Origin of the sequence: Bradyrhizobium lupini (assembly GCF_040939785.1) — a bacterium.
GTDB lineage: Bacteria > Pseudomonadota > Alphaproteobacteria > Rhizobiales > Xanthobacteraceae > Bradyrhizobium > Bradyrhizobium canariense_D.
In genome coordinates this window covers 3,557,545-3,575,624 of sequence record NZ_CP162553.1, presented here as the reverse complement: position 1 = coordinate 3,575,624, position 18,080 = coordinate 3,557,545, and the positions used below count along the sequence as shown (strand labels likewise).

Sequence of the window (18,080 nt, the reverse complement as noted above, 5' to 3'; positions counted from 1 at the left end):
TTCCGGGCGTGTGCGTGTCCCGGCAGCCGCCAGCTGCACTCAGAAAATACCCTGAATCAGCCCGCCAGGGTGTTCGCCGCGACCCGCCGGACCAGCTCCGGCAATTGCCGCATATCGTCGAACGTCAATCCGGCCCCGGCGGCCCGGAGCCTTTCAGCGTGGCCCGGCGGGCAATGGCTGCCACCGTGAAAGCCCAGCACGGTCATCCCGGCGGCATGCGCGCCGGTCACCCCGGGGACGCTGTCCTCGATCACGAGGCACCGCTCCGGCGCGACTTTCATCTGCGCGGCGGCGAACAGAAAAAGATCGGGCGCGGGCTTGCCGCGCGCGACCTGGCTCGCGGAAAAGATGTTCGGCGCAAGCAGATCGTAGAGACCGGCGCAGGTCAGGCCATGATGGATCTTCTCCGGTGTGCCGCTCGACGCAACGCATTTGGGCAAATCGATTGCGCCAATCGCTGCGGCCACATGGGTGATCGGCTGCAAATCGCTGGCATAAAATTGCAGCGTCGCAGCATTCACTTGGCTTTCGAGATCATCGGGAAGATTGCGGCCGATCTCCTGTTCGACCATTCGCCGTGCATCTTTCTCGGATACGCCGAGGAAGCGGACCAGCACCTGCTCCGATGTGATCGGATAGCCGTGCCTCGACAGCACATCTGCATGCGCGCGACAGGAGATCACCTCGCTGTCCACGAGCACGCCGTCGCAATCGAAGATGACGAGATCGATCGCCACTTAACTTGTGGGTTTGTCGTCGTCGAGCGGGACGCAATAGAGTTCGAGCCGATGATCGACCAGCTTGTAGCCGAGCTTGCGGGCGATCTCCGCCTGGAGCTTCTCGATCTCTTCGGAGGTGAACTCGATCACCTTGCCGTCGCGCAGGTTGATGAGGTGGTCGTGATGGCTGTCGCGCATCTGCTCGTAGCGCGCGCGGCCTTCGCGGAAATCATGGCGCTCGATGATGCCCGCATCTTCGAACAGCTTGACGGTCCGATACACGGTCGAGATCGAGATCTTGTCGTCGACCGCGACACAGCGGCGATATAGTTCCTCCACATCGGGATGATCGACCGCCTCCGCGAGCACGCGGGCGATGACACGACGCTGCTCGGTCATGCGCATGCCTGTGGCGGCACAGCGCGCCTCGATGCCGGACGCCTTGGAAGCGGGGGAAGGTTTAAGACCAGTCATGTGATGTCCGCCTGACGGGGCGCTTTCTGCCATCAATGTTACGACAAGTCACGTCGCATCAGAAGTGCGTTCAATTGTTCCCCGTTCGGCTGCTTATAGTAGCGTTCGCGGCGTCCGACCACCATGAATCCGGCTCGGTCGTAGAGCCGCCGCGCCGGCTGGTTATTTTCCTCGACCTCAAGAAATATCGTGCGCACGCCGCGTCCTGCCAGGTGGCCGAGATGGGTCATCAGCAGCGTGCGAGAGAGGCCGCGGCCGCGATGGGCCTGATCGACCGCGATCGAGAGAATCTCTGCTTCGTCTGCGCCGATCCGCGACACCGCGAAGCCCACGGTCTTGCGGCCGAGCCGCAACCGGTGCACCAGCGTGTTGCGCTCGCTGAGCATGCTCTCGAACTCGCCTTCGCCCCAACCGCGCGCGAAGGAGGCGCCGTGGAGTTGCGCAAGCCGTGCGACGTCGCGCGCGACAGCCGGCTCGACGACGGCCGTACCGCCGCGCCACCATTCCGACAACCATTTCATCGTGAGCTTGCGGCTTGTGCTGCAAGCGGCAGTTGTGCGGGCGGCTTTGCGTCGGGCGCCCGCAGATAGAACGGCCGCGCCGGATTTGTCGCGGGATCGGCGGCGGCGCCAAGCCATGCGACCCAGCCGATGTCGGGCGCGGGCTGCGCGTCGACCGCGACCGGCTGCGGCATATCTTTCGGCCAGCGCTCGGCGAGGATCTTCGCGGCATTGCCGACCAGATGCGGCGCGCCGAATTGCGACGCCGCGATCGCCTCGTCGATGGGAGCGACGCCCGGCCGCACCAGCTGACTGCCGTCACCGGCCACGATCTGGAAATAGACGTGGTCGTGCCGCGCGTCGATCGCCGCGATCACCGGCGCCGCTCCGCTCTGGCCGACGACTGCGGCGGCATAGGCCGACAAGGTGGTCAGGCCGACGGCGGGCCGCTTCGCAGCAAGCGCAAGGCCGCGGGCGGCCGAAATGCCGACGCGCAGGCCGGTGAAACTTCCGGGGCCCATGGTGACCGCGATGCGCTCGAGCGCTGTGAAGGCGAGGTTGGCTGACTGCATCACGCGCGCGATCATCGGCATCAGCGCTTCGGCGTGGCCGCGCTTCATCAGAAGCTGCTCCTGCGCGAGGAGCTGGCCGGCATCGGTGTCGAGAACGGCAACCGCGCACGCTTCCAGCGCGGTATCGATGGCAAGGATCAGCATGGAACGATGGTAGCACCATCCGTCATGGAATGCTCGTCATCATGGCCGGGCTTGTCCCGGCCATCCACGCCTTTGCGGCCCCAGCCTACATCGGCCGGACTTCGACCACGTCGGGGACGAAGTGCTTGAGCAGGTTCTGGATGCCGTGCTGGAGCGTCGCGGTCGATGACGGGCAGCCGGCGCAGGAGCCCTTCATGTTGAGATAGACGATACCATCCTTGAAGCCGCGGAAAGTGATGTCGCCGCCGTCATTGGCGACCGCTGGCCGCACGCGGGTCTCGATCAGATCCTTGATCATGTCGACCGTCTCGGCATCGGCTTCGTCAAAGAACTCGTCCTCTTCGTCGAGATCGACATCGCTCGCGGCCGCACCGTCGGCGAGCAGCGGCGCGCCGGACATGTAGTGCTCCATGATGGCGCCGAGGATCGCGGGCTTGAGCTGTTGCCATTCACCGTTCGCTTTGGTCACGGTGATGAAGTCCGAGCCGTAGAACACGCCGGTGACGCCGGGGACTTCGAACAGCTTTTCGGCGAGCGGCGAGCGTGCGGCCGATTCGCGGTTGGCAAATTCCATCGGTCCGCCGTCGACCACGACGCGGCCGGGAATGAACTTCAGCGTGGCGGGATTGGGGGTGGCTTCGGTTTGAATGAACATGGTTTTCTCCAGACGTCGCCGGTTCAAGGCCGGCGCGTGCTCTATCCACTAGCAGATGGCGACGGCGAACGCACGGTCAAGGGGTAAGCTGGCCGTTCACCTGTTATATCAGCGGGTTAGGGTACCCGCTTCTTCCCTCTGTCGGCTAACGGGGCGAGGCGAACGAGCAGCAGTCTAGGACAGCGAATCCACGCTCTGGTCGCTGAGCGCGCCGGAAATGACCGTCACCGGCACCGGGAACGTGCCCAGCGCGTGCGCGAGCAGCGCGACCAATGGCCCCGGGCCTTCCGCGCCCGGGTTCGCGGCGAGCACCAGCATGGCGATGTCGGGGTCCTCGTCGATCACCGCCAGCAGCTGTTCCATCGCAGCGCCTTCGCGGATCACCCGTTCCGGCGTGATCGCGGCGATGCCGTTGGCGCGGCCGGCGGCACGGTCGAGCGCGGCTTCGGCCGCCTCATGCGCTTCGGCGCGCATGATGTCGGCGACCCCCAGCCATTCCTGGCTCTGCTGTTCGGGCTCGATGATGCGGAGCATCACCACGCCGCCACCGGCCCGAATCGCCCAGCGGCTGGCGTAATAGACCGCGCGATCCCATTCGGCGGTGTCGTCGACGATGACGAGGCATTTGGGCTTGTGACCCGGCTCGAAGCAAAGTCGCTTGCTGGTCATGCATGTCCCGGAATGTCCACGCTGACATGCTGCCACACTCCGTCGTACTTGGGGAGAGCAGAAGCGAGCCGGCGCCGTGGCGTCGGCCGCGTTTTCGCGAACTTATTATCAGCGCCGACGGATGAAGCCCACGATGTCCTTCGAGAGCGTCATGGTCTCGTCTGCAATCGCGCGCGCGCGGTCGGCGCCATCGTTCAGGATCGCGTCGATATGGCCGGGGTCGGCGACGAGGCGCTTCATCTCGCCGGCAATCGGCGCGAGCTTCGTGACGCACAAATCCACCAGCGCGTTCTTGAAGCTGGAGAACTGGCCGCCGCCGAAATCCCTGAGCACGTCGGCCTTGGAGCGGCCGGAGAGCGCGGCGAAGATACCGACGAGATTGTCGGCCTCGGGACGCGCTTCCAGACCCTTCTCCTCGGTCGGCAGCGGCTCCGGGTCGGTCTTGGCCTTGCGGACCTTCTGCGCGATGGTGTCGGCGTCGTCGGTCAGATTGATGCGCGAATTATCCGACGCATCCGACTTCGACATCTTCTTGGTGCCGTCGCGCAAGCTCATCACGCGCGTCGCCGGGCCCGTGATCAAGGGTTCCGGCAGCGGGAAGAACAGGCCGTCATTGGCGCCGAGGTTGCGGATCGACTCAGCGAAGTCGTTGTTGAACTTCTGCGCGATGTCGCGCGACAGCTCGAGATGCTGCTTCTGGTCCTCGCCGACCGGCACGTGGGTGGCGCGGTAGAGCAGAATGTCAGCCGCCATCAGCACGGGATAGTCGAACAGACCGACGGAGGCGTTCTCGCGGTCCTTGCCGGCCTTCTCCTTGAACTGGGTCATACGGCCGAGCCAGCCCATGCGCGCGACGCAGTTGAAGATCCAGGCGAGCTCGGCGTGACCCGAGACCTGGCTCTGGTTGAACACGATGTGCTTGCTCGGATCGATGCCGCTGGCGATGAACGCCGCGGTCACCTCGCGGGTGTTGCGCGCGAGCTCGACCGGTCCGCCCCAGACGTCCACGCCCTGCGTGATCGCGTGCATGTCGACGACGCAATAGATGCAGTTGTGGGTTTCCTGCATCTTCACGAAGTTGACGATTGCGCCGAGATAATTGCCGAGGTGCAGATTGCCCGTCGGCTGGACGCCCGAAAAAACCCGTTCAACGAATGGCATGGCAGCTTCCCTGCAAGATACGGGGCGTCGTTTCCAACAGCGGCGCTGCCCCGTCAAGGGAATTTCGCTGACTTCAGGCGCCGGGATCGGGCTGGGCGGGGCGCTTCAAGGCACCGGCCGCCTCGCGCCAGGACGCGACGCGGAGGATTTGCAGGAGCAAGCCATAGACGACGATTCCGGCGGCGATCTGTGATCCCAGCGCAATGAAGCGGATGAGCCCATGGGCCTGTGAAGGCAAGAGGCCCGCGGTCAGCCACAGCAGGCCGCCCATGGCGAGCGCGGCGAGCACGATTCGCGGCAGCCGCTTGCGGGCGGCGGCGTCGACCGAGAAGCCGAATTCACGCGTGCCTTTCCGGAGCAGCGAGATCGCACTGCTCCAGGCGCCGGCGGCAATGCTGGCGGCGATCCCGCTCGCGCCGAAGAAGTGACCGAGCAGGATCGCGAGCGCGACCGCGACCACGAACCCTTTCGCGGTCGCAAGCAGCGGCGTCATCGTGTCGCTGCGGGCAAAATAGGTCGGGGACAGCGCCTTGATCAGCACGTGCGCCGGCAGTCCCAGCGCCAGCCACATCAGGGCGCGCGCCGTGGTCGCGCTGTCCTCCGCGCCAAAGGCGCCGTGTTCAAACAGCAGCCGCACGATCGGCTCGGCCAGCACGATCAGGCCGAGCGTCGCCGGCAATGCCAGCCCGGTCGCGAGTTCCAGCGCACGCGATTCCGCATGCGCAACCGCGTCACGGTGACCGCTCCTCACCGCGCGCGTCAGCTCCGGCACCAGCACCGTACCCATGGCGACGCCGACAATGCCAAGCGGCAGCTCGATCAAGCGGTTGGCGAAATAGAGCCAGGAGACCGCGGCCGGCGTGGCGGAGGCGATGATCGCGCCGGCAACCATCAGCCATTGCGGGCCGGAGCTCGCGATCATGCCCGGGATCGCCTTGGCGAAGAAGCCGCGCATGTCCTTGTCGAAGCTCACGCGCAACGGTGTCGCCAGACGCGCACTTCGCTGCGACAGCAGCATCAGGAGCTGCAACAGGCCGGCGATGCCGACGGAGGCCGCCAATATCCACGCGGCGACGGTCGCGTCGACGTGCCACCGCAGGAGTGTTGTGATCGCAGCGATCAGGGCGATGTTGAACAGCAGCGGCGAGAACGCGGTGAGTGCAAAGCGACCCTGCGCGTTGAGCAGGCCCATCAGCACCGTGACGGGTCCCGCGAAGGCAAGATAAGGCAGCATCAGCCGCGCATTCTGGACGGCGAGATCGAGCGATGCGCTGCCGACGAAGCCCGGCGCGATGATCATGATGATCAGCCGCATCAGCAGTGCAATCACGATTGAGATTGCGATCAGGCCCGCGCTCACGGAGCTGAGCACGCGTCCCGCGAACGCCGCGGCAGCCGCCTCGCCGTCGCGGTCACGAACGCGCAGCCAGGCCGGGATCAGCGCCGCATTCAGGGCCCCCTCGCTGAGCAGGCGCCGCACCACATTGACGAGCTGAAATGCCGCCAGAAACGCGTCCGCCACGGCGCCGGTGCCGAGCAGCGCCGCGATCAGGGAATCGCGTGCAAAGCCCAGCAGCCGTGAAGCCAGTGTCCCCGTCGAGACGGTCAGGAAGGAGCGGATCATCGGAACTGCATAATACCGTTGCTTGCCCGCGAAGGGCCGGCCGTGATAGGCCGCGAGCCAGATTTCAGACCGACAGGAAGCGGATTTCCGCGGGTATCGCAATCCGCCAAACAGGATCAAGGTGAATGGCTGACGTGAAATATGACGTTCTCGGCATCGGCAACGCGCTGTTCGACGTGCTGGTCAAGACCGACGAAGCCTTTCTGGGCAAGCACGGCATGACCAAGGGCAGCATGTCCCTGATCGACGAGGCGCGGGCCGCCGCCATCTACAAGGACATGGGCCCGGCGACGGAAGTTTCCGGCGGTTCGGCCGCCAACACCATCGTCGGCATCGGCAGCCTCGGGGCGCGCGCCGCCTATGTCGGCAAGGTCAAGGACGACCAGATCGGGAAGCTCTACGTCCACGACATCCGCGCGGCCGGCGTCGCCTTCAACACGCCCGCGGCGAAGGACGGTCCTGCGACCGGCTGCTCCTACATCCTGGTGACTGACGACGGCGAGCGCACCATGAACACCTATCTCGGCGCCGCGCAGGACCTGTCGCCCGCCGACATCGACCCGGCCGAGATCGCCGCGGCCGGCATCGTCTACCTCGAGGGCTATCTCTGGGACCCCAAGAACGCCAAGGACGCCTTCGTCAAGGCGGCCAAGATCGCTCATGATGCCAAGCGCAAGGTGGCGCTGACGTTGTCGGATTCCTTCTGCGTCGATCGTTATCGCGACGAGTTCCTGGGGCTGATGCGCAACGGCACCGTCGATATCGTGTTCGCGAACGAGTCCGAGCTGCATTCGCTCTATCAGACCTCGGACTTCGACACCGCGCTCAAGCAGCTGCGCAACGACGTCAATCTCGGCGTGGTCACCCGCAGCGAGAAAGGCTGCGTGGTGGTGACGCCAACTGACGCAGTCGCAGCCCCGGCGTCTCCGATCGCGAAACTCGTGGACACCACCGGGGCCGGCGATCTCTTCGCCGCCGGCTTCCTGTTCGGTCTGGCGCGCAACCTGCCCCACAAGCAGTGCGGCGAACTCGGCGCGCTCGCGGCCGCCGAAGTGATCCAGCACATCGGCGCGCGTCCACAGGTGTCGCTGAAGGAGCTCGCCGGGCAGCGCGGGCTGACGGCTTAAGGTGGAATAGCCTCATCCTCGCTGTCATCGCCCGGCTTGGCCGGGCGATCCAGTACTCCGAGACGGTCGTGGTTCTATCGAGAGGCTCCGGCGTATTGGATTCCCCGCCTTCGCGGGGAATGACAGCTGCGGCTCACGCCGTCTTCGCGGCTTTCAGTCCAAGCCGTTGCTCCACGTCGTCGCGCATCAGGAATTTCTGGACCTTTCCGGTCACGGTCATCGGAAACTCGTCGACGAATTCCACGTACCGCGGAATCTTGTTGTGGGCGATCTGGCCGTCGCAGAAGGTGCGCACCTCTTCCTTCGTCAGCGTCTCGCCGGGCCTGACGCGGATCCAGGCGCAGAGCTCCTCGCCGTAGCGGGTATCCGCAACGCCAAAGATCTGCACGTCCTGAATCTTGGGATGGCGGTAGAGAAATTCCTCGATCTCGCGGGGATAGAGGTTCTCGCCGCCGCGGATCACCATGTCCTTGATGCGGCCGACGATGTTGCAATAACCCTGGTCGTCGATGATGGCGATGTCGCCGGTATGCATCCAGCCTTTGGCGTCGAGCACATCCGCGGTCTTCTCCGGCTCCTCCCAGTAGCCCAGCATCACGCTGTAGCCGCGGGTGCAGAGCTCGCCCCGTTCGCCGCGCTTGACGATCTTGCCCTCGAGATCGACGACCTTGACCTCGACATGCGGATGGATTCGCCCGACCGTCGAGACGCGGCGATCGAGCGGGTCGTCGACGGCGCTTTGGAAGCTGACCGGGCTTGTCTCGGTCATGCCATAGGCGATCGTGACCTCGCCCATGTTCATCTCGCTGTTGACGCGCTTCATCACCTCGATCGGGCAGGGTGCACCGGCCATGATGCCGGTGCGCAGCGATGTCAGATCGAAGTTTGAGAATTCGCCGTGGTCGAGTTCGGCGATGAACATGGTCGGCACACCGTACAGCGCGGTGCATTTTTCCTGCTCGATCGTCCGCAGCGTTGCGAGCGGATCAAACCCCTCGCCGGGATAGACCATCGTTGCGCCGAGCGTGACGGAGGCGAGGTTGCCCATCACCATGCCGAAGCAATGATAGAGCGGCACCGGAATGCAGATGCGGTCCTGTTCGGTCAGGCGCATGGCGCGGCCGACGAAATAGCCGTTGTTGAGAATGTTGTGATGGGTCAGCGTCACGCCCTTGGGCGATCCCGTCGTTCCGCTGGTGAACTGGATGTTAACGGCATCGTCGAATTGCAGCGAGGCACTGAGCGCGGCGAGCTGTTCGCGATGCAGGGTACCGCCCATGCCGGCGACCTCGTCGAACGGGATCGTGCCCGGGCAGGCGGGGCCGCCGATCTGGATCACGATGCGCAAGGCCGGCAGCCGCGCCGCGCGCAATTGCCCGGGCTTGGCGCTCGCGAGCTCCGGCAACAGCGTGTTGAGCATGTCCATGTAGTTGCTGGTCTTGAATGCCGTCGCGGTGACGATGGCGCTGCATCCGACCTTGTGAAGCGCGAATTCCAGCTCGCTCAGCCGGTAGGCCGGATTGATCGTCACCAGGATGAGGCCGGCCTTGGCGGCGGCAAACTGGGTCAGTGTCCATTCCGGCCGGTTCAGCGACCAGATGCCGATCCGCGCGCCGCGTTCGAGGCCGAGCGCGACAAAGCCGGCGGCGAGCGCGTCGACCCGCGCGGCAAACTCTCCCCATGTCCATCTCACGCCGTGGCCGGGCGAGACCAGCGCCTCACGATCGCTCCAGCGCCGCGCGGCCTGATCGAGGCTGCGCCCGATGGTGTCGCCGAGCAGCGGCGTGTCGGAGGTGCCGCAAACGTAACTGTCGGCTTTGTCTGCCAAGATCGTGTCCTCCAGTCAGCTGCGTGCACGGCCGGGACAACAAGCCCGGCCGTGACGCGTCGTGAGAGTCAGGCGCGCCTCACGCCGCCTTCTGCCCGCTTCCCGCATCGAGCCCGGCATAGACGCCGCGCTCGAAGCCGGCAAAAGCCTCGAGACACTTTGCGTCGGCGAATGGCAGCAGCTGCATCAGGATCACGCCGGTGACGTCGCGCGCCGGGTCGATCCAGTAATAGGTGTTGGCGAGGCCCGCCCAGGCGAGGCTGCCCGCGCTGCGGCCCTCGGCGGTCTTGGCGGTGTTGATCATGAAGCTGAGGCCCCACTTCTTCACCTGCTCCGGATAGAGATCGACGTCATTGGTGTACATCGGCGCCGCCGTGGTCATCTTGCCCATGGCGAGGTCGCCGATGTGGTTCTGCCCCATCGTCGCGATGGTCTCGGCCTTCAGCACCTGATTGCCGTTGCCGCGGCCCTTGTTCAGGATCATCTGGGTAAACTTGATGTAGTCGGCCGCGGTCGAATAAAGGCCGCCGCCGCCCATGTGGAATTCCGGCTCCTGCTCGAGCTCGAACGGGATCGCGGCGAGCTGGCCATCCTCGCCGCGCGCATGCATGCCGACCAGACGCTTGCGCATGTCGTCGGTGATCTTGAAAGCGGTATCGCTCATGCCGAGCGGTGCGAACAGATTGTCGCGCAGATAGGCATCGAGGCGCTTGCCGCTGACGGCTTCCACCGCCTTGCCGACGAAATCGATATTGGTGCCGTATTCCCAGCGCGTGCCGGGGTCGGTCATAACCGGCGTCTTCAACGCCGCGTTCTGGCAGGTGGTGATGGCGGGGATGCCGGATTTCTCGAGATGGATCGCGAGATCGCCGTTCCACATGTTGTAGGCAAAGCCGGCGGTGTGGGTCATGAGCTGGCGCAGCGTGATCGGCCCCTTGGCCGGCCGCAGCTTGGCTTCGCCCTTGGCATCGAAACCTTCGAGCACCTGCGGCTTGGCGAGATCGGGCAACACCTCGCCGATCGGCGCATCCAGCGACAGCTTGCCTTGCTCGACGAGCTGCATCGCGCCCGCTGATGTCACCGCCTTCGTCATCGATGCGATCCAGAACACGCTGTCGGCGGTCATCGCATCCGGCTTGGACAGGTCGCGTTTGCCGAACGCGCCCTGATACAGCACCTCGGTACCGCTGGCGGCAATGGCGACGACGCCGGGAATCTCCCTGGCCTCGCTCTTCTGGCGCAGAATCTGGTCGATCTCAGCTTTGCCTTGCATCCGCGTTTCCTCCGGTTTGATTATTGTTGGAAGCGATCGATTGTCCTCCCGCGTGCGCCGCGGGGCAAGCACATCCGCGTACCTGCCGCGGTCGCGATGTCGTGACTTGACGGTCGGCTCCCCGCGCACGACGACAAGGCGATTGACCTGCAACACTCCGTCACAATCTGTGGTGGATGGCCGCAACCAGCCGTGACCGTGGATGGGTGCTGGCGAGATGTTTCGACTGTTTGAAGCACTTGAAACATTTTGTGAGCTGCGGCGTTCAGCTCTCGGCCGATCGACGGTCAACGTTAAGACTTGATGCAAATTGGCGGCCGCCCACCGGCCGCGAGGGGGACCTCAGATGATTTCGACCTGGAGCGAATGGAAGCGCTATCCCCGTCCCGGACGGGGCGAGAATCTCGAAGCGCCGATCGCGCCCGGCATCTACGAGGTCCGCATCGCCGGCACCGGCGCACTTTATTCCTTCGGCGCTGTCGACAATCTGGCACAGGCGCTGGCGCTGCTGCCGGTCGGTTCAAAGTCCTGGTTCGGCCGCCGCAACGCGTCCGACGTTCCTGATCTCGAATACCGGACCTGCGCAACCTCCTCGAAGGCCGACGCCAAGGCCGCCGCCGAGCGCATGATCGGGCGGCGCGAGACCTATCTGAGCGGCGCGGCGTAACTCCGCCGCTCCGAGCCTGGCTCCCAGCAGATGTGCGTTGCGGGACGGTGCATTGCGCGCCGCGTCTCCCTATATTCCGGCCGAACCGGAACAGCCCGCAAAAGCCCCGCAGGAGCAACGCCATGACCCCGACCGCCGCCGCACGTGCCCAGCACGCCACGTCCAATCTGCGCGACCGGTTGAAGGACCCGTCGCTGCTGAAGGAGGCCTGCTACATCGACGGCACCTGGGTCGGCTCGCCGGTCTTCGCCGTCAACAATCCCGCAACCGGCATCGAGCTTGCAAAGGTTCCGCAGCTTTCGGCCGATGACGCCACCAGGGCGGTCGAGGCCGCCGAGCGCGCGTTCCCGGGCTGGGCCAAGCACACCGCCAAGCAGCGCTCCAATATTTTGCGCAAATGGTTCGAGCTGATCATCGCCAATCGCGAGGACCTCGCGCTGATCCTCACCTCCGAGCAGGGCAAGCCGCTCGCCGAAGCGCTCGGCGAGGTCGACATCGGCGGCGCCTATGTCGAATTTTTCGCCGAGGAGGCCCGCCGCGTCTATGGCGAGACGATTCCGACGCAGCGGCCGGATGCGCGCTTGCTCGCGATCAAGCAGCCGATCGGCGTCTGCGGCGCGATCACGCCGTGGAATTTCCCGAACTCGATGATCACACGAAAGGTTTCGCCGGCGCTTGCGGCCGGGTGCACCGTGGTGCTGAAGCCCGCCAATGAAACGCCGCTGTCGGCGCTGGCGCTTGCCGCGCTCGCGGAGAGAGCCGGCGTGCCCAAGGGTGTGTTCAACATCGTCACGGGCGATGCAGCGCCGATCGGCAAGGTGTTGTGCGAGCATCCGGCCGTGCGTTTCGTCGGCTTCACCGGCTCGACCGCGGTCGGCAAGATTCTCTACCGGCAGGCCTCCGTCGGCGTGAAGCGGCTCGGCCTCGAGCTCGGCGGCAACGCGCCGTTCGTGGTGTTCGACGACGCCGACATCGATGCGGCGGTCGACGGCGCGATCGTCTCGAAATACCGCAACATGGGCCAGACCTGCGTCTGCGCCAACCGCATCTACGCCCAGGACAAGATCTACGACGAGTTCGTGCAGAAGCTGTCGAAGAAAGTCGCGGCGATGAAGATCGGTGACGGTACCGAGAACGGCGTCACGCAGGGCCCACTGATCAATTTGAAAGCGGTCGACAAGGTCGAGCGCCATATCGCGGACGCCGTCAAGCGCGGCGCCAGGATCGTCACCGGCGGCAAGCGCAGCGAGCTCGGGCGTTCGTTCTTCGAGCCGACGGTGCTTGCCGACGTCGAGCCGGACTCGCTGGTGGCGCAGGAGGAAACCTTCGGCCCGCTCGCACCTGTGATCCGCTTCAAGGACGAGGCCGACGTCATCGCGATGTGCAACGCCTCGCCATTCGGGCTCGCCTCCTACTTCTACTCCCGCGATCTCGGCCGCGTCTGGCGCGTCGCCGAGGCGCTGGAATCCGGCATGGTCGGCGTCAACACCGGCCTGATCACCACCGAAGTGGCGCCCTTCGGCGGCGTCAAGGAAAGCGGCCTCGGCCGCGAAGGCTCGCATCACGGCATGGAAGAATATGTCGAGATCAAATATGTGATGATGGCGGGGGTTTAGCTGCTGGTCGCCGTGGCCTGAAACGCGGCATCTACGGCGTTCGCCGTCCTCCCGTGAGGGCCTAACGTTCTCTGCAGCAGGGCTCAATGCAACGGCCCCTACGCAGGAGAACGTGATGACCAAACTAAGTGAGCTGGCGATCGAAGCCCATGGTGGGCTTCAGCGCTGGAACCAGTTCGAGCAGGTCGCGGCCGACCTTCAGCAGGGGGGCGTGTTGTGGTCCTTGAAAGGGCAGCCCGAGACGCTTCAGCAGACCACCGTGACGGTTGGTCTGCGCCAGGAATGGGCGTCCCACTCGCCCTTCGGCGCCGAGCGCCGCCGTTCGCGGTTTGAGCCGGGGCGGGTCGCCCTCGAAGCGGCCGACGGCACGGTGCTCGACGAGCTTCGTGACCCGCGCAGCAGCTTTGCAGGTCATACTCTGCAAACGCCGTGGACCGATCTCCAGCTCGCCTATTTCGCCGGCTGCGCCATGTGGACTTACCTCAACACCCCGTTCGTGCTCGCCTGGCCGGGAGTCGAGGCAGAAGAGCTGGAGCCGGTGCGTACGAATGACGGGCTGTGGCGCCGTCTTGCGGTCCGTTTTCCAAATGACATCGCAACGCACAGCGCGGTGCAGACGCTCTATTTCGATGCGGACGGACTCTTGAAGCGGCACGATTACGACGTGGAGATCGCCGGCAATACGCCCGGCGCGCATCTGATCGATGGCTATGTCGAGGTCTCGGGCATCCGGTTTCCGACCAAGCGTCGCATTTATGCACGGCAACCCGAAGGCAGCTTCAGCACCGAGCCGCTGGTCGTCTCGATCGATCTGTCCAATATCCGGCTGAGCTGATTTGAGGCACGTCAGAGCATGGCGAGTGGCCCAGCCTCCTTGCGGAAGGTCCGCGGCGCCTCGCCATGCACGCGGACAAAAGCCTGTCGCATGCGCTCACGGGTCGCAAAGCCGGTCTCGCGCGCCACGACCTCGATCGGCAAACGAGTCTGCTCCAGCATCAGCTTCGCGGATTCGAGGCGCAAGGCTTCGACGGCCTTGGCCGGCGTCGTGCCGGTCGCCGAGCGGAAGAGTCGCGTGAATTGCCGCGGGCTGAGACAGGCGGCGCGGGCCAAATCCTCGATCGTGAGGCTCTCGCGCAGGTTTTGCCGGGCGTAGTTCAGGGCCTTCTGGATCCTGTCTTCGCTCGTTCCGACCTCCAGCAAAACCGAATGCTGCGATTGTCCGCCGGGGCGGCTGTGGTACATGACCATGCCTTTGGCCACGGAGCGAGCCCTCTCGGCACCGAGGTCTCGTTCGATCATGCCGACGACCATGTCGGTGCCGGCGCTCATGCCGGCAGACGTCCAGATCTGGCCGTCGGCAATGAAGATCTTGTCGGCGTCCACATTGCAACCCGGGAATCTGGCCTGCATCTCCTGTGCGTAGCGCCAATGCGTGGTCGCTCGCCGCCCGTTCAACAGCCCGGCGTCACCGAGCACGAACGAGCCGAGACAGATCGACGAAACCCGCCGCGCATTCCGGGCCGCTGCGCGAAGCAGCCGGACGAGGCCGGGTGATGAGGTTGGAATGTCGAGGCCCGCCGCGACGATGAGGGTGTCGAAAGCGGCCTGATCGAAAGGCTCCGTCATGACTTGCATCCCAGCAGACGAGGTGACCAGCCCGCCGTCTTCCGAGAACGCACGAACATCGTAGATTTTTTCTCCAGCCTGCTTGTTCGCCACGTCGAAAGCGGCGACGGCGCCGAAACAGACGGCCTGGAAGCTCGGAGACAGAACCAAGCCGATTCTCATGATGACTCCTGGATGCGACGGACCACCTGTTTGTGCGCCTGCTCCCCTCGCCAATTGGATGGCCGAAATGATGGCATCTACGTCCTGTCGATGCCGTAAGCCGGCTGATACGTCTCCACCCTCGAGCGCGGGAAGACCACATACATATGGCGAGCGTCATATATGGAGTGCTCGCCGTCGTGCCAGCAGCCATCCGTGCACTTCAAGAAAAAGGAAAAGGCATGTCCCTTGAAACGGCGCGAACGGAATTCATCGAGGCCGGCGGTATGCGCTTTGCCTTCAGGCGCCTCGGCCCGGCAAAGGGTATGCCACTGGTCCTGCTTCAGCATTTCACAGGCAACATGGATTCCTGGGATCCGGCCGTGGTGAACCAGCTCGCGGAAACCAGGCCGGTCATCGTTTTCAACAATTCGGGCGTCGGCACGAGCTCCGGCGCGACGCCGGACAACGTCGAGCAGATGGCGGCGGATGCCGAAACTTTCATCAGGGCGCTCGATCTCGGTGAGGTCGATCTTCTCGGCTTCTCGCTCGGTGGCATGATCGCTCAGGTGCTCGCTGCCCGGGGGACGGGGCTCGTCCGCAAGATGATCGTGGCGGGAGCGGCGCCGCGCGGCGGCGAGGAGCATCTGATGGCCGTCGTCAACGACGCCTTTGCCCGTGGGGCTGCCGATGTCAGGCTGCCGCTGTTCTTTACGCCCTCCGAGGCCAGCCAGCGCGCCGGTAGGGGCTTTATCGCGCGAGCGACTGCGCGCGCACAGGACCGGGATCCCGAAAGCGGAGACAGTGTGAGCGAACCTCAGGCGAAGGCGATCATCACCTGGTGTGCCCGCAAGGACGAGGCGTCCATCCTCCGCGCAATCGCGCAGCCCACCTTGATTGTTCACGGCAGCGACGATTCAATGTTCCCGAGCATCAACGCCTACAACATGTTCAAGGCGATGAGTGATGCGCAGCTCATCCTGTATCCCGACCCGGACACGGCGCACCTTTCCAATACCCGGATTTGTTCGTAGCACATTGCAGAACGTTTCTGGATGCGAGGGCTACCGCCTGAGCACCGCGATCGTGCGGTTCGCAAAGGTCAGCCGCTCCGCCATGACCGACACGAAATAGGTCAGCAGCTTGTGGCTGAGCGCTGGATCCTCGGTCTTGATGGCGTCGAACTGGTGCGTATTCAGCACGTAGAGCACGCTGTCGACCTCGGCCTGGATGGTCGCGCTGCGCGGTGTCTGTGACACCAGCCCCATCTCGCCGATCGTGGTGTAACGGCCGAGGCTGCGCACGCGTGTGGTGCGGTCGTGATCGGCCGGGATCATGATGCCGACGCGGCCGTCGAGGATGAAATGCATGGAATCGGCCGGGGCGCCGGCCTGCACGATGACCTCGCCGGCTTCGACCTCGATGCGCTGGCAGCGGCGGATCAGCTCGTCGGCGCCGTCTTCGCTGCCGAGCATTCGCGTGAACCAGTCACGCAGGCTGGCTTCTTCCTGCGCCAGCTCCTGATGCTGCGAGATGAGCTCGTTCTCGCACCATTCCAGCGCGCGATCGAGCTCGGGGATGATGGTGACGCCCTCGCCGACGAAGTCGCTGGAGCGCAGCACCTTCTCGGCCGCAGCCGACAGATGCACCAGGATCAGCTCGACTCCGAGATCGCCGGCGCTGCGCTTGATCTGGGCGAAACTATAGGCAGCCGATGAATCCACGCCGGTGACGAGCTTGAAGTCAAACAGCAGATAGCGGCACTCGGGGCGTTCCTGCAGCAGCTGCTTGACGTGCTGGTAGAGCCGGTTGGCGGAGCCGAAGAAGAGATAGCTCTGGAGATTGAGGCCCTGGATCTTGCCCCCGTGGGCAAGCAGCACGGCCTGGTCGTCGCGCGAGCGGTCGAGCGAGGAGCGGTACTCCGAGCCGTCGAAACTGTATTTGATCGACTCGACCCGCGCGGCGCTGAACGCAAACGTCGCGCAGCCGATGATGACGCCGATCAGGATGCCCGGCACGAAACCCCAGGCCACGATGATCGCGATGATGGCGATCAGCGAGAGATATTCGAGCTTCGACAGCCGCTTGCGCGACTCGATGATCCATTTGTGCAACTGGTCGGCGCCGAGATAGAGCAACAGCCCGCCGAGCACGCATTTGGGGATGAAGCCGAGCAGCTCGGGTGCGACGGCAAGCACCAGCAGCGACAGCGCTGCGGCGGTGAGGCCGGACAGGCGCCCGCGGCCGCCGCTGCTGAAATTGAGCATCGAGCGGCTGGTCGAGCTGCAACCGGGGTAGCCGCCCAGCATGCCGGTCAGGATGTTGGCGGCGCCGGTGACGTTCAGCTCACACTCCAGATTGGCTTCGCGATGCGTGGCCACCTCGATGCCGGTGGTGTTGAACAGCGTGCTGGAGGCCGTGACGAAGATGACGGCGACGACATTGCCAAGCAGGTCCGGTATGGCAAACCAGGGATAGCGGGCGAGATCGTCGGTATGCCAGGGCAGCATGAACACCGCTTGCGGCGGGGGCTGAAAGGTCCAGCCCAACGCCCGCGCCTCATCGAAGGAAACGCCGGTGATCCAGAACGCCAGATGCGCGGTGAGCACGCCGCCGACCAGGATGATCGGCAGTCCGAACGGGCTGCGCGAGCGGTGCCAGGTGAGATACAGCACCAGCGCCATCGCGCAGGCGGCACCGAGCTCCAGCAGGATGGTGCGGTCGGCGAAGTGCGACAGTGTCGCGAATTGCAGCGGGTGGTCGGTGATCACCCGGACCGCACCCATGACGATGAGAAGTCCGGTGGCGCCGAGGAAGCCGCCGACCACCGGATAAGGCACGTAACGGATGGCGCGGCCAAGCCGCGTCAGGCCCAGTCCACACAGCACCAATCCTGTCAGCATCGTCGACAGGCCGAGCGTGATCAGGATCGGGGACAGCAACGGCGTCGACAGGTTCGCCGTCTCGATGCGTTCGACCACCGAGGCCGCCAGGATACCCGTCACCGCGGCGGTCGAGCTGTCGGGGGCTGCAATCGCGAAGGGCAGCGAGCTGCCGAGCCCGACGACGGCCGCAAGCACCGCGGAGCTGACGAAAGTGGCCGTGATGCCGTAGGACAGATAGGGCGACAACGGCCCCGCGAAGATCAGCAGCGCGTAGGACAGTCCGAACGTGACGGTCAGGACGCTGGCGGCGCTCCCGCCCAATATATCGTTCAGCGCGCGCTTGAGGGCCGGATTGAGCCCGGTCGACGGAGTGAAGCCAATCGCTGGATCTGTCACGCC

The 18,080-nt window shown here is 64.9% G+C and carries 16 protein-coding genes and 1 pseudogene; 5 read left to right on the top strand and 12 right to left on the bottom strand.

Features of this window, described 5'->3' with window-relative positions; genetic code table 11:
• Nucleotides 1-56: 56 nt before the first annotated feature.
• The 8 genes from AB3L03_RS16815 to murJ all read right to left on the bottom strand — a co-directional run bounded on the left by AB3L03_RS16815 (nucleotide 57) and on the right by murJ (nucleotide 6,518).
• The gene (locus AB3L03_RS16815; RefSeq protein WP_368508937.1) at nucleotides 57-737 is read right to left on the bottom strand and encodes an HAD family hydrolase; all 681 of its coding nucleotides are present in this window, start codon (nucleotides 735-737) and stop codon (nucleotides 57-59) included.
• Nucleotides 738-1,193, bottom strand: a complete 456-nt coding sequence (locus AB3L03_RS16810) for a Fur family transcriptional regulator (RefSeq protein ID WP_007598312.1) — start codon at nucleotides 1,191-1,193, stop codon at nucleotides 738-740.
• 38 nt (nucleotides 1,194-1,231) lie between these two features.
• Nucleotides 1,232-1,714, bottom strand: a complete 483-nt coding sequence (gene rimI, locus AB3L03_RS16805) for a ribosomal protein S18-alanine N-acetyltransferase (protein WP_018455811.1) — start codon at nucleotides 1,712-1,714, stop codon at nucleotides 1,232-1,234.
• A complete protein-coding gene (gene tsaB / locus AB3L03_RS16800; protein WP_204513051.1) occupies nucleotides 1,711-2,409 on the bottom strand; it encodes a tRNA (adenosine(37)-N6)-threonylcarbamoyltransferase complex dimerization subunit type 1 TsaB in 699 nt (232 codons plus the stop codon). Before tsaB ends, rimI begins: the two co-directional genes overlap by 4 nt.
• A gap of 85 nt (nucleotides 2,410-2,494) precedes the next feature.
• A complete protein-coding gene (locus AB3L03_RS16795; protein ID WP_026233032.1) occupies nucleotides 2,495-3,064 on the bottom strand; it encodes a NifU family protein in 570 nt (189 codons plus the stop codon).
• 174 nt (nucleotides 3,065-3,238) lie between these two features.
• Complete coding sequence (locus AB3L03_RS16790; RefSeq protein ID WP_018455814.1) at nucleotides 3,239-3,733, bottom strand: universal stress protein; 495 nt, start codon at nucleotides 3,731-3,733, stop codon at nucleotides 3,239-3,241.
• A gap of 108 nt (nucleotides 3,734-3,841) precedes the next feature.
• On the bottom strand, nucleotides 3,842-4,894 hold the full coding sequence (gene trpS / locus AB3L03_RS16785; RefSeq protein WP_018455815.1) for a tryptophan--tRNA ligase: 1,053 nt from the start codon (nucleotides 4,892-4,894) through the stop codon (nucleotides 3,842-3,844).
• A gap of 73 nt (nucleotides 4,895-4,967) precedes the next feature.
• Complete coding sequence (murJ, locus tag AB3L03_RS16780) at nucleotides 4,968-6,518, bottom strand: murein biosynthesis integral membrane protein MurJ (RefSeq protein WP_368508936.1); 1,551 nt, start codon at nucleotides 6,516-6,518, stop codon at nucleotides 4,968-4,970.
• 125 nt (nucleotides 6,519-6,643) lie between these two features.
• On the opposite strand from murJ, the gene AB3L03_RS16775 reads away from it, so the two are divergent.
• Nucleotides 6,644-7,645, top strand: a complete 1,002-nt coding sequence (locus tag AB3L03_RS16775; RefSeq protein ID WP_368508935.1) for an adenosine kinase — start codon at nucleotides 6,644-6,646, stop codon at nucleotides 7,643-7,645.
• 133 nt (nucleotides 7,646-7,778) lie between these two features.
• On the opposite strand, the gene AB3L03_RS16770 is transcribed toward AB3L03_RS16775, so the two are convergent.
• Nucleotides 7,779-9,473: an AMP-binding protein gene (locus AB3L03_RS16770; RefSeq protein WP_368508934.1), complete on the bottom strand. Its 1,695-nt coding sequence runs from the start codon at nucleotides 9,471-9,473 to the stop codon at nucleotides 7,779-7,781.
• A 79-nt stretch (nucleotides 9,474-9,552) separates the two neighbouring features.
• Nucleotides 9,553-10,746 (bottom strand): serine hydrolase domain-containing protein, encoded by a 1,194-nt coding sequence (locus tag AB3L03_RS16765; protein WP_368508933.1) that lies wholly within the window; start codon nucleotides 10,744-10,746, stop codon nucleotides 9,553-9,555.
• Between the two features lie 346 nt (nucleotides 10,747-11,092).
• Between AB3L03_RS16765 and AB3L03_RS16760 the strand changes: the two genes are divergently transcribed.
• The 3 genes from AB3L03_RS16760 to AB3L03_RS16750 all read left to right on the top strand — a co-directional run bounded on the left by AB3L03_RS16760 (nucleotide 11,093) and on the right by AB3L03_RS16750 (nucleotide 13,864).
• Nucleotides 11,093-11,413 (top strand): hypothetical protein, encoded by a 321-nt coding sequence (locus AB3L03_RS16760; RefSeq protein WP_007603877.1) that lies wholly within the window; start codon nucleotides 11,093-11,095, stop codon nucleotides 11,411-11,413.
• A 122-nt stretch (nucleotides 11,414-11,535) separates the two neighbouring features.
• The gene (locus tag AB3L03_RS16755) at nucleotides 11,536-13,029 is read left to right on the top strand and encodes an NAD-dependent succinate-semialdehyde dehydrogenase (RefSeq protein ID WP_018455820.1); all 1,494 of its coding nucleotides are present in this window, start codon (nucleotides 11,536-11,538) and stop codon (nucleotides 13,027-13,029) included.
• Between the two features lie 115 nt (nucleotides 13,030-13,144).
• On the top strand, nucleotides 13,145-13,864 hold the full coding sequence (locus tag AB3L03_RS16750) for a hypothetical protein (RefSeq protein ID WP_204513054.1): 720 nt from the start codon (nucleotides 13,145-13,147) through the stop codon (nucleotides 13,862-13,864).
• 11 nt (nucleotides 13,865-13,875) lie between these two features.
• On the opposite strand, the gene AB3L03_RS16745 is transcribed toward AB3L03_RS16750, so the two are convergent.
• Complete coding sequence (locus AB3L03_RS16745) at nucleotides 13,876-14,817, bottom strand: GlxA family transcriptional regulator (RefSeq protein WP_018455822.1); 942 nt, start codon at nucleotides 14,815-14,817, stop codon at nucleotides 13,876-13,878.
• Nucleotides 14,818-15,038: 221 nt separating this feature from the next.
• Here AB3L03_RS16745 and AB3L03_RS16740 point away from each other — a divergent pair.
• Nucleotides 15,039-15,871 (top strand): annotated as a pseudogene (locus AB3L03_RS16740) (alpha/beta fold hydrolase).
• Here AB3L03_RS16740 and AB3L03_RS16735 read toward each other — a convergent pair.
• Nucleotides 15,861-18,077: an SLC26A/SulP transporter family protein gene (locus AB3L03_RS16735; RefSeq protein WP_204513055.1), complete on the bottom strand. Its 2,217-nt coding sequence runs from the start codon at nucleotides 18,075-18,077 to the stop codon at nucleotides 15,861-15,863. The pseudogene AB3L03_RS16740 and the gene AB3L03_RS16735 overlap by 11 nt on opposite strands.
• Nucleotides 18,078-18,080 lie beyond the last annotated feature (3 nt).

Excerpts from the sequence above, each read along its gene's own strand:
- tsaB (WP_204513051.1), bottom strand. The coding sequence starts at position 2,409 with ATGCTGATCCTTGCCATCGATACCGCGCTGGAAGCGTGCGCGGTTGCC.
- trpS (WP_018455815.1), bottom strand. The coding sequence starts at position 4,894 with ATGCCATTCGTTGAACGGGTTTTTTCGGGCGTCCAGCCGACGGGCAAT.
- rimI (WP_018455811.1), bottom strand. The coding sequence starts at position 1,714 with ATGAAATGGTTGTCGGAATGGTGGCGCGGCGGTACGGCCGTCGTCGAG.
- AB3L03_RS16795 (WP_026233032.1), bottom strand. The coding sequence starts at position 3,064 with ATGTTCATTCAAACCGAAGCCACCCCCAATCCCGCCACGCTGAAGTTC.
- murJ (WP_368508936.1), bottom strand. The coding sequence starts at position 6,518 with ATGATCCGCTCCTTCCTGACCGTCTCGACGGGGACACTGGCTTCACGG.
- AB3L03_RS16775 (WP_368508935.1), top strand. The coding sequence starts at position 6,644 with ATGGCTGACGTGAAATATGACGTTCTCGGCATCGGCAACGCGCTGTTC.
- AB3L03_RS16790 (WP_018455814.1), bottom strand. The coding sequence starts at position 3,733 with ATGACCAGCAAGCGACTTTGCTTCGAGCCGGGTCACAAGCCCAAATGC.
- AB3L03_RS16745 (WP_018455822.1), bottom strand. The coding sequence starts at position 14,817 with ATGAGAATCGGCTTGGTTCTGTCTCCGAGCTTCCAGGCCGTCTGTTTC.
- AB3L03_RS16750 (WP_204513054.1), top strand. The coding sequence starts at position 13,145 with ATGACCAAACTAAGTGAGCTGGCGATCGAAGCCCATGGTGGGCTTCAG.
- AB3L03_RS16765 (WP_368508933.1), bottom strand. The coding sequence starts at position 10,746 with ATGCAAGGCAAAGCTGAGATCGACCAGATTCTGCGCCAGAAGAGCGAG.
- AB3L03_RS16810 (WP_007598312.1), bottom strand. The coding sequence starts at position 1,193 with ATGACTGGTCTTAAACCTTCCCCCGCTTCCAAGGCGTCCGGCATCGAG.
- AB3L03_RS16760 (WP_007603877.1), top strand. The coding sequence starts at position 11,093 with ATGATTTCGACCTGGAGCGAATGGAAGCGCTATCCCCGTCCCGGACGG.
- AB3L03_RS16755 (WP_018455820.1), top strand. The coding sequence starts at position 11,536 with ATGACCCCGACCGCCGCCGCACGTGCCCAGCACGCCACGTCCAATCTG.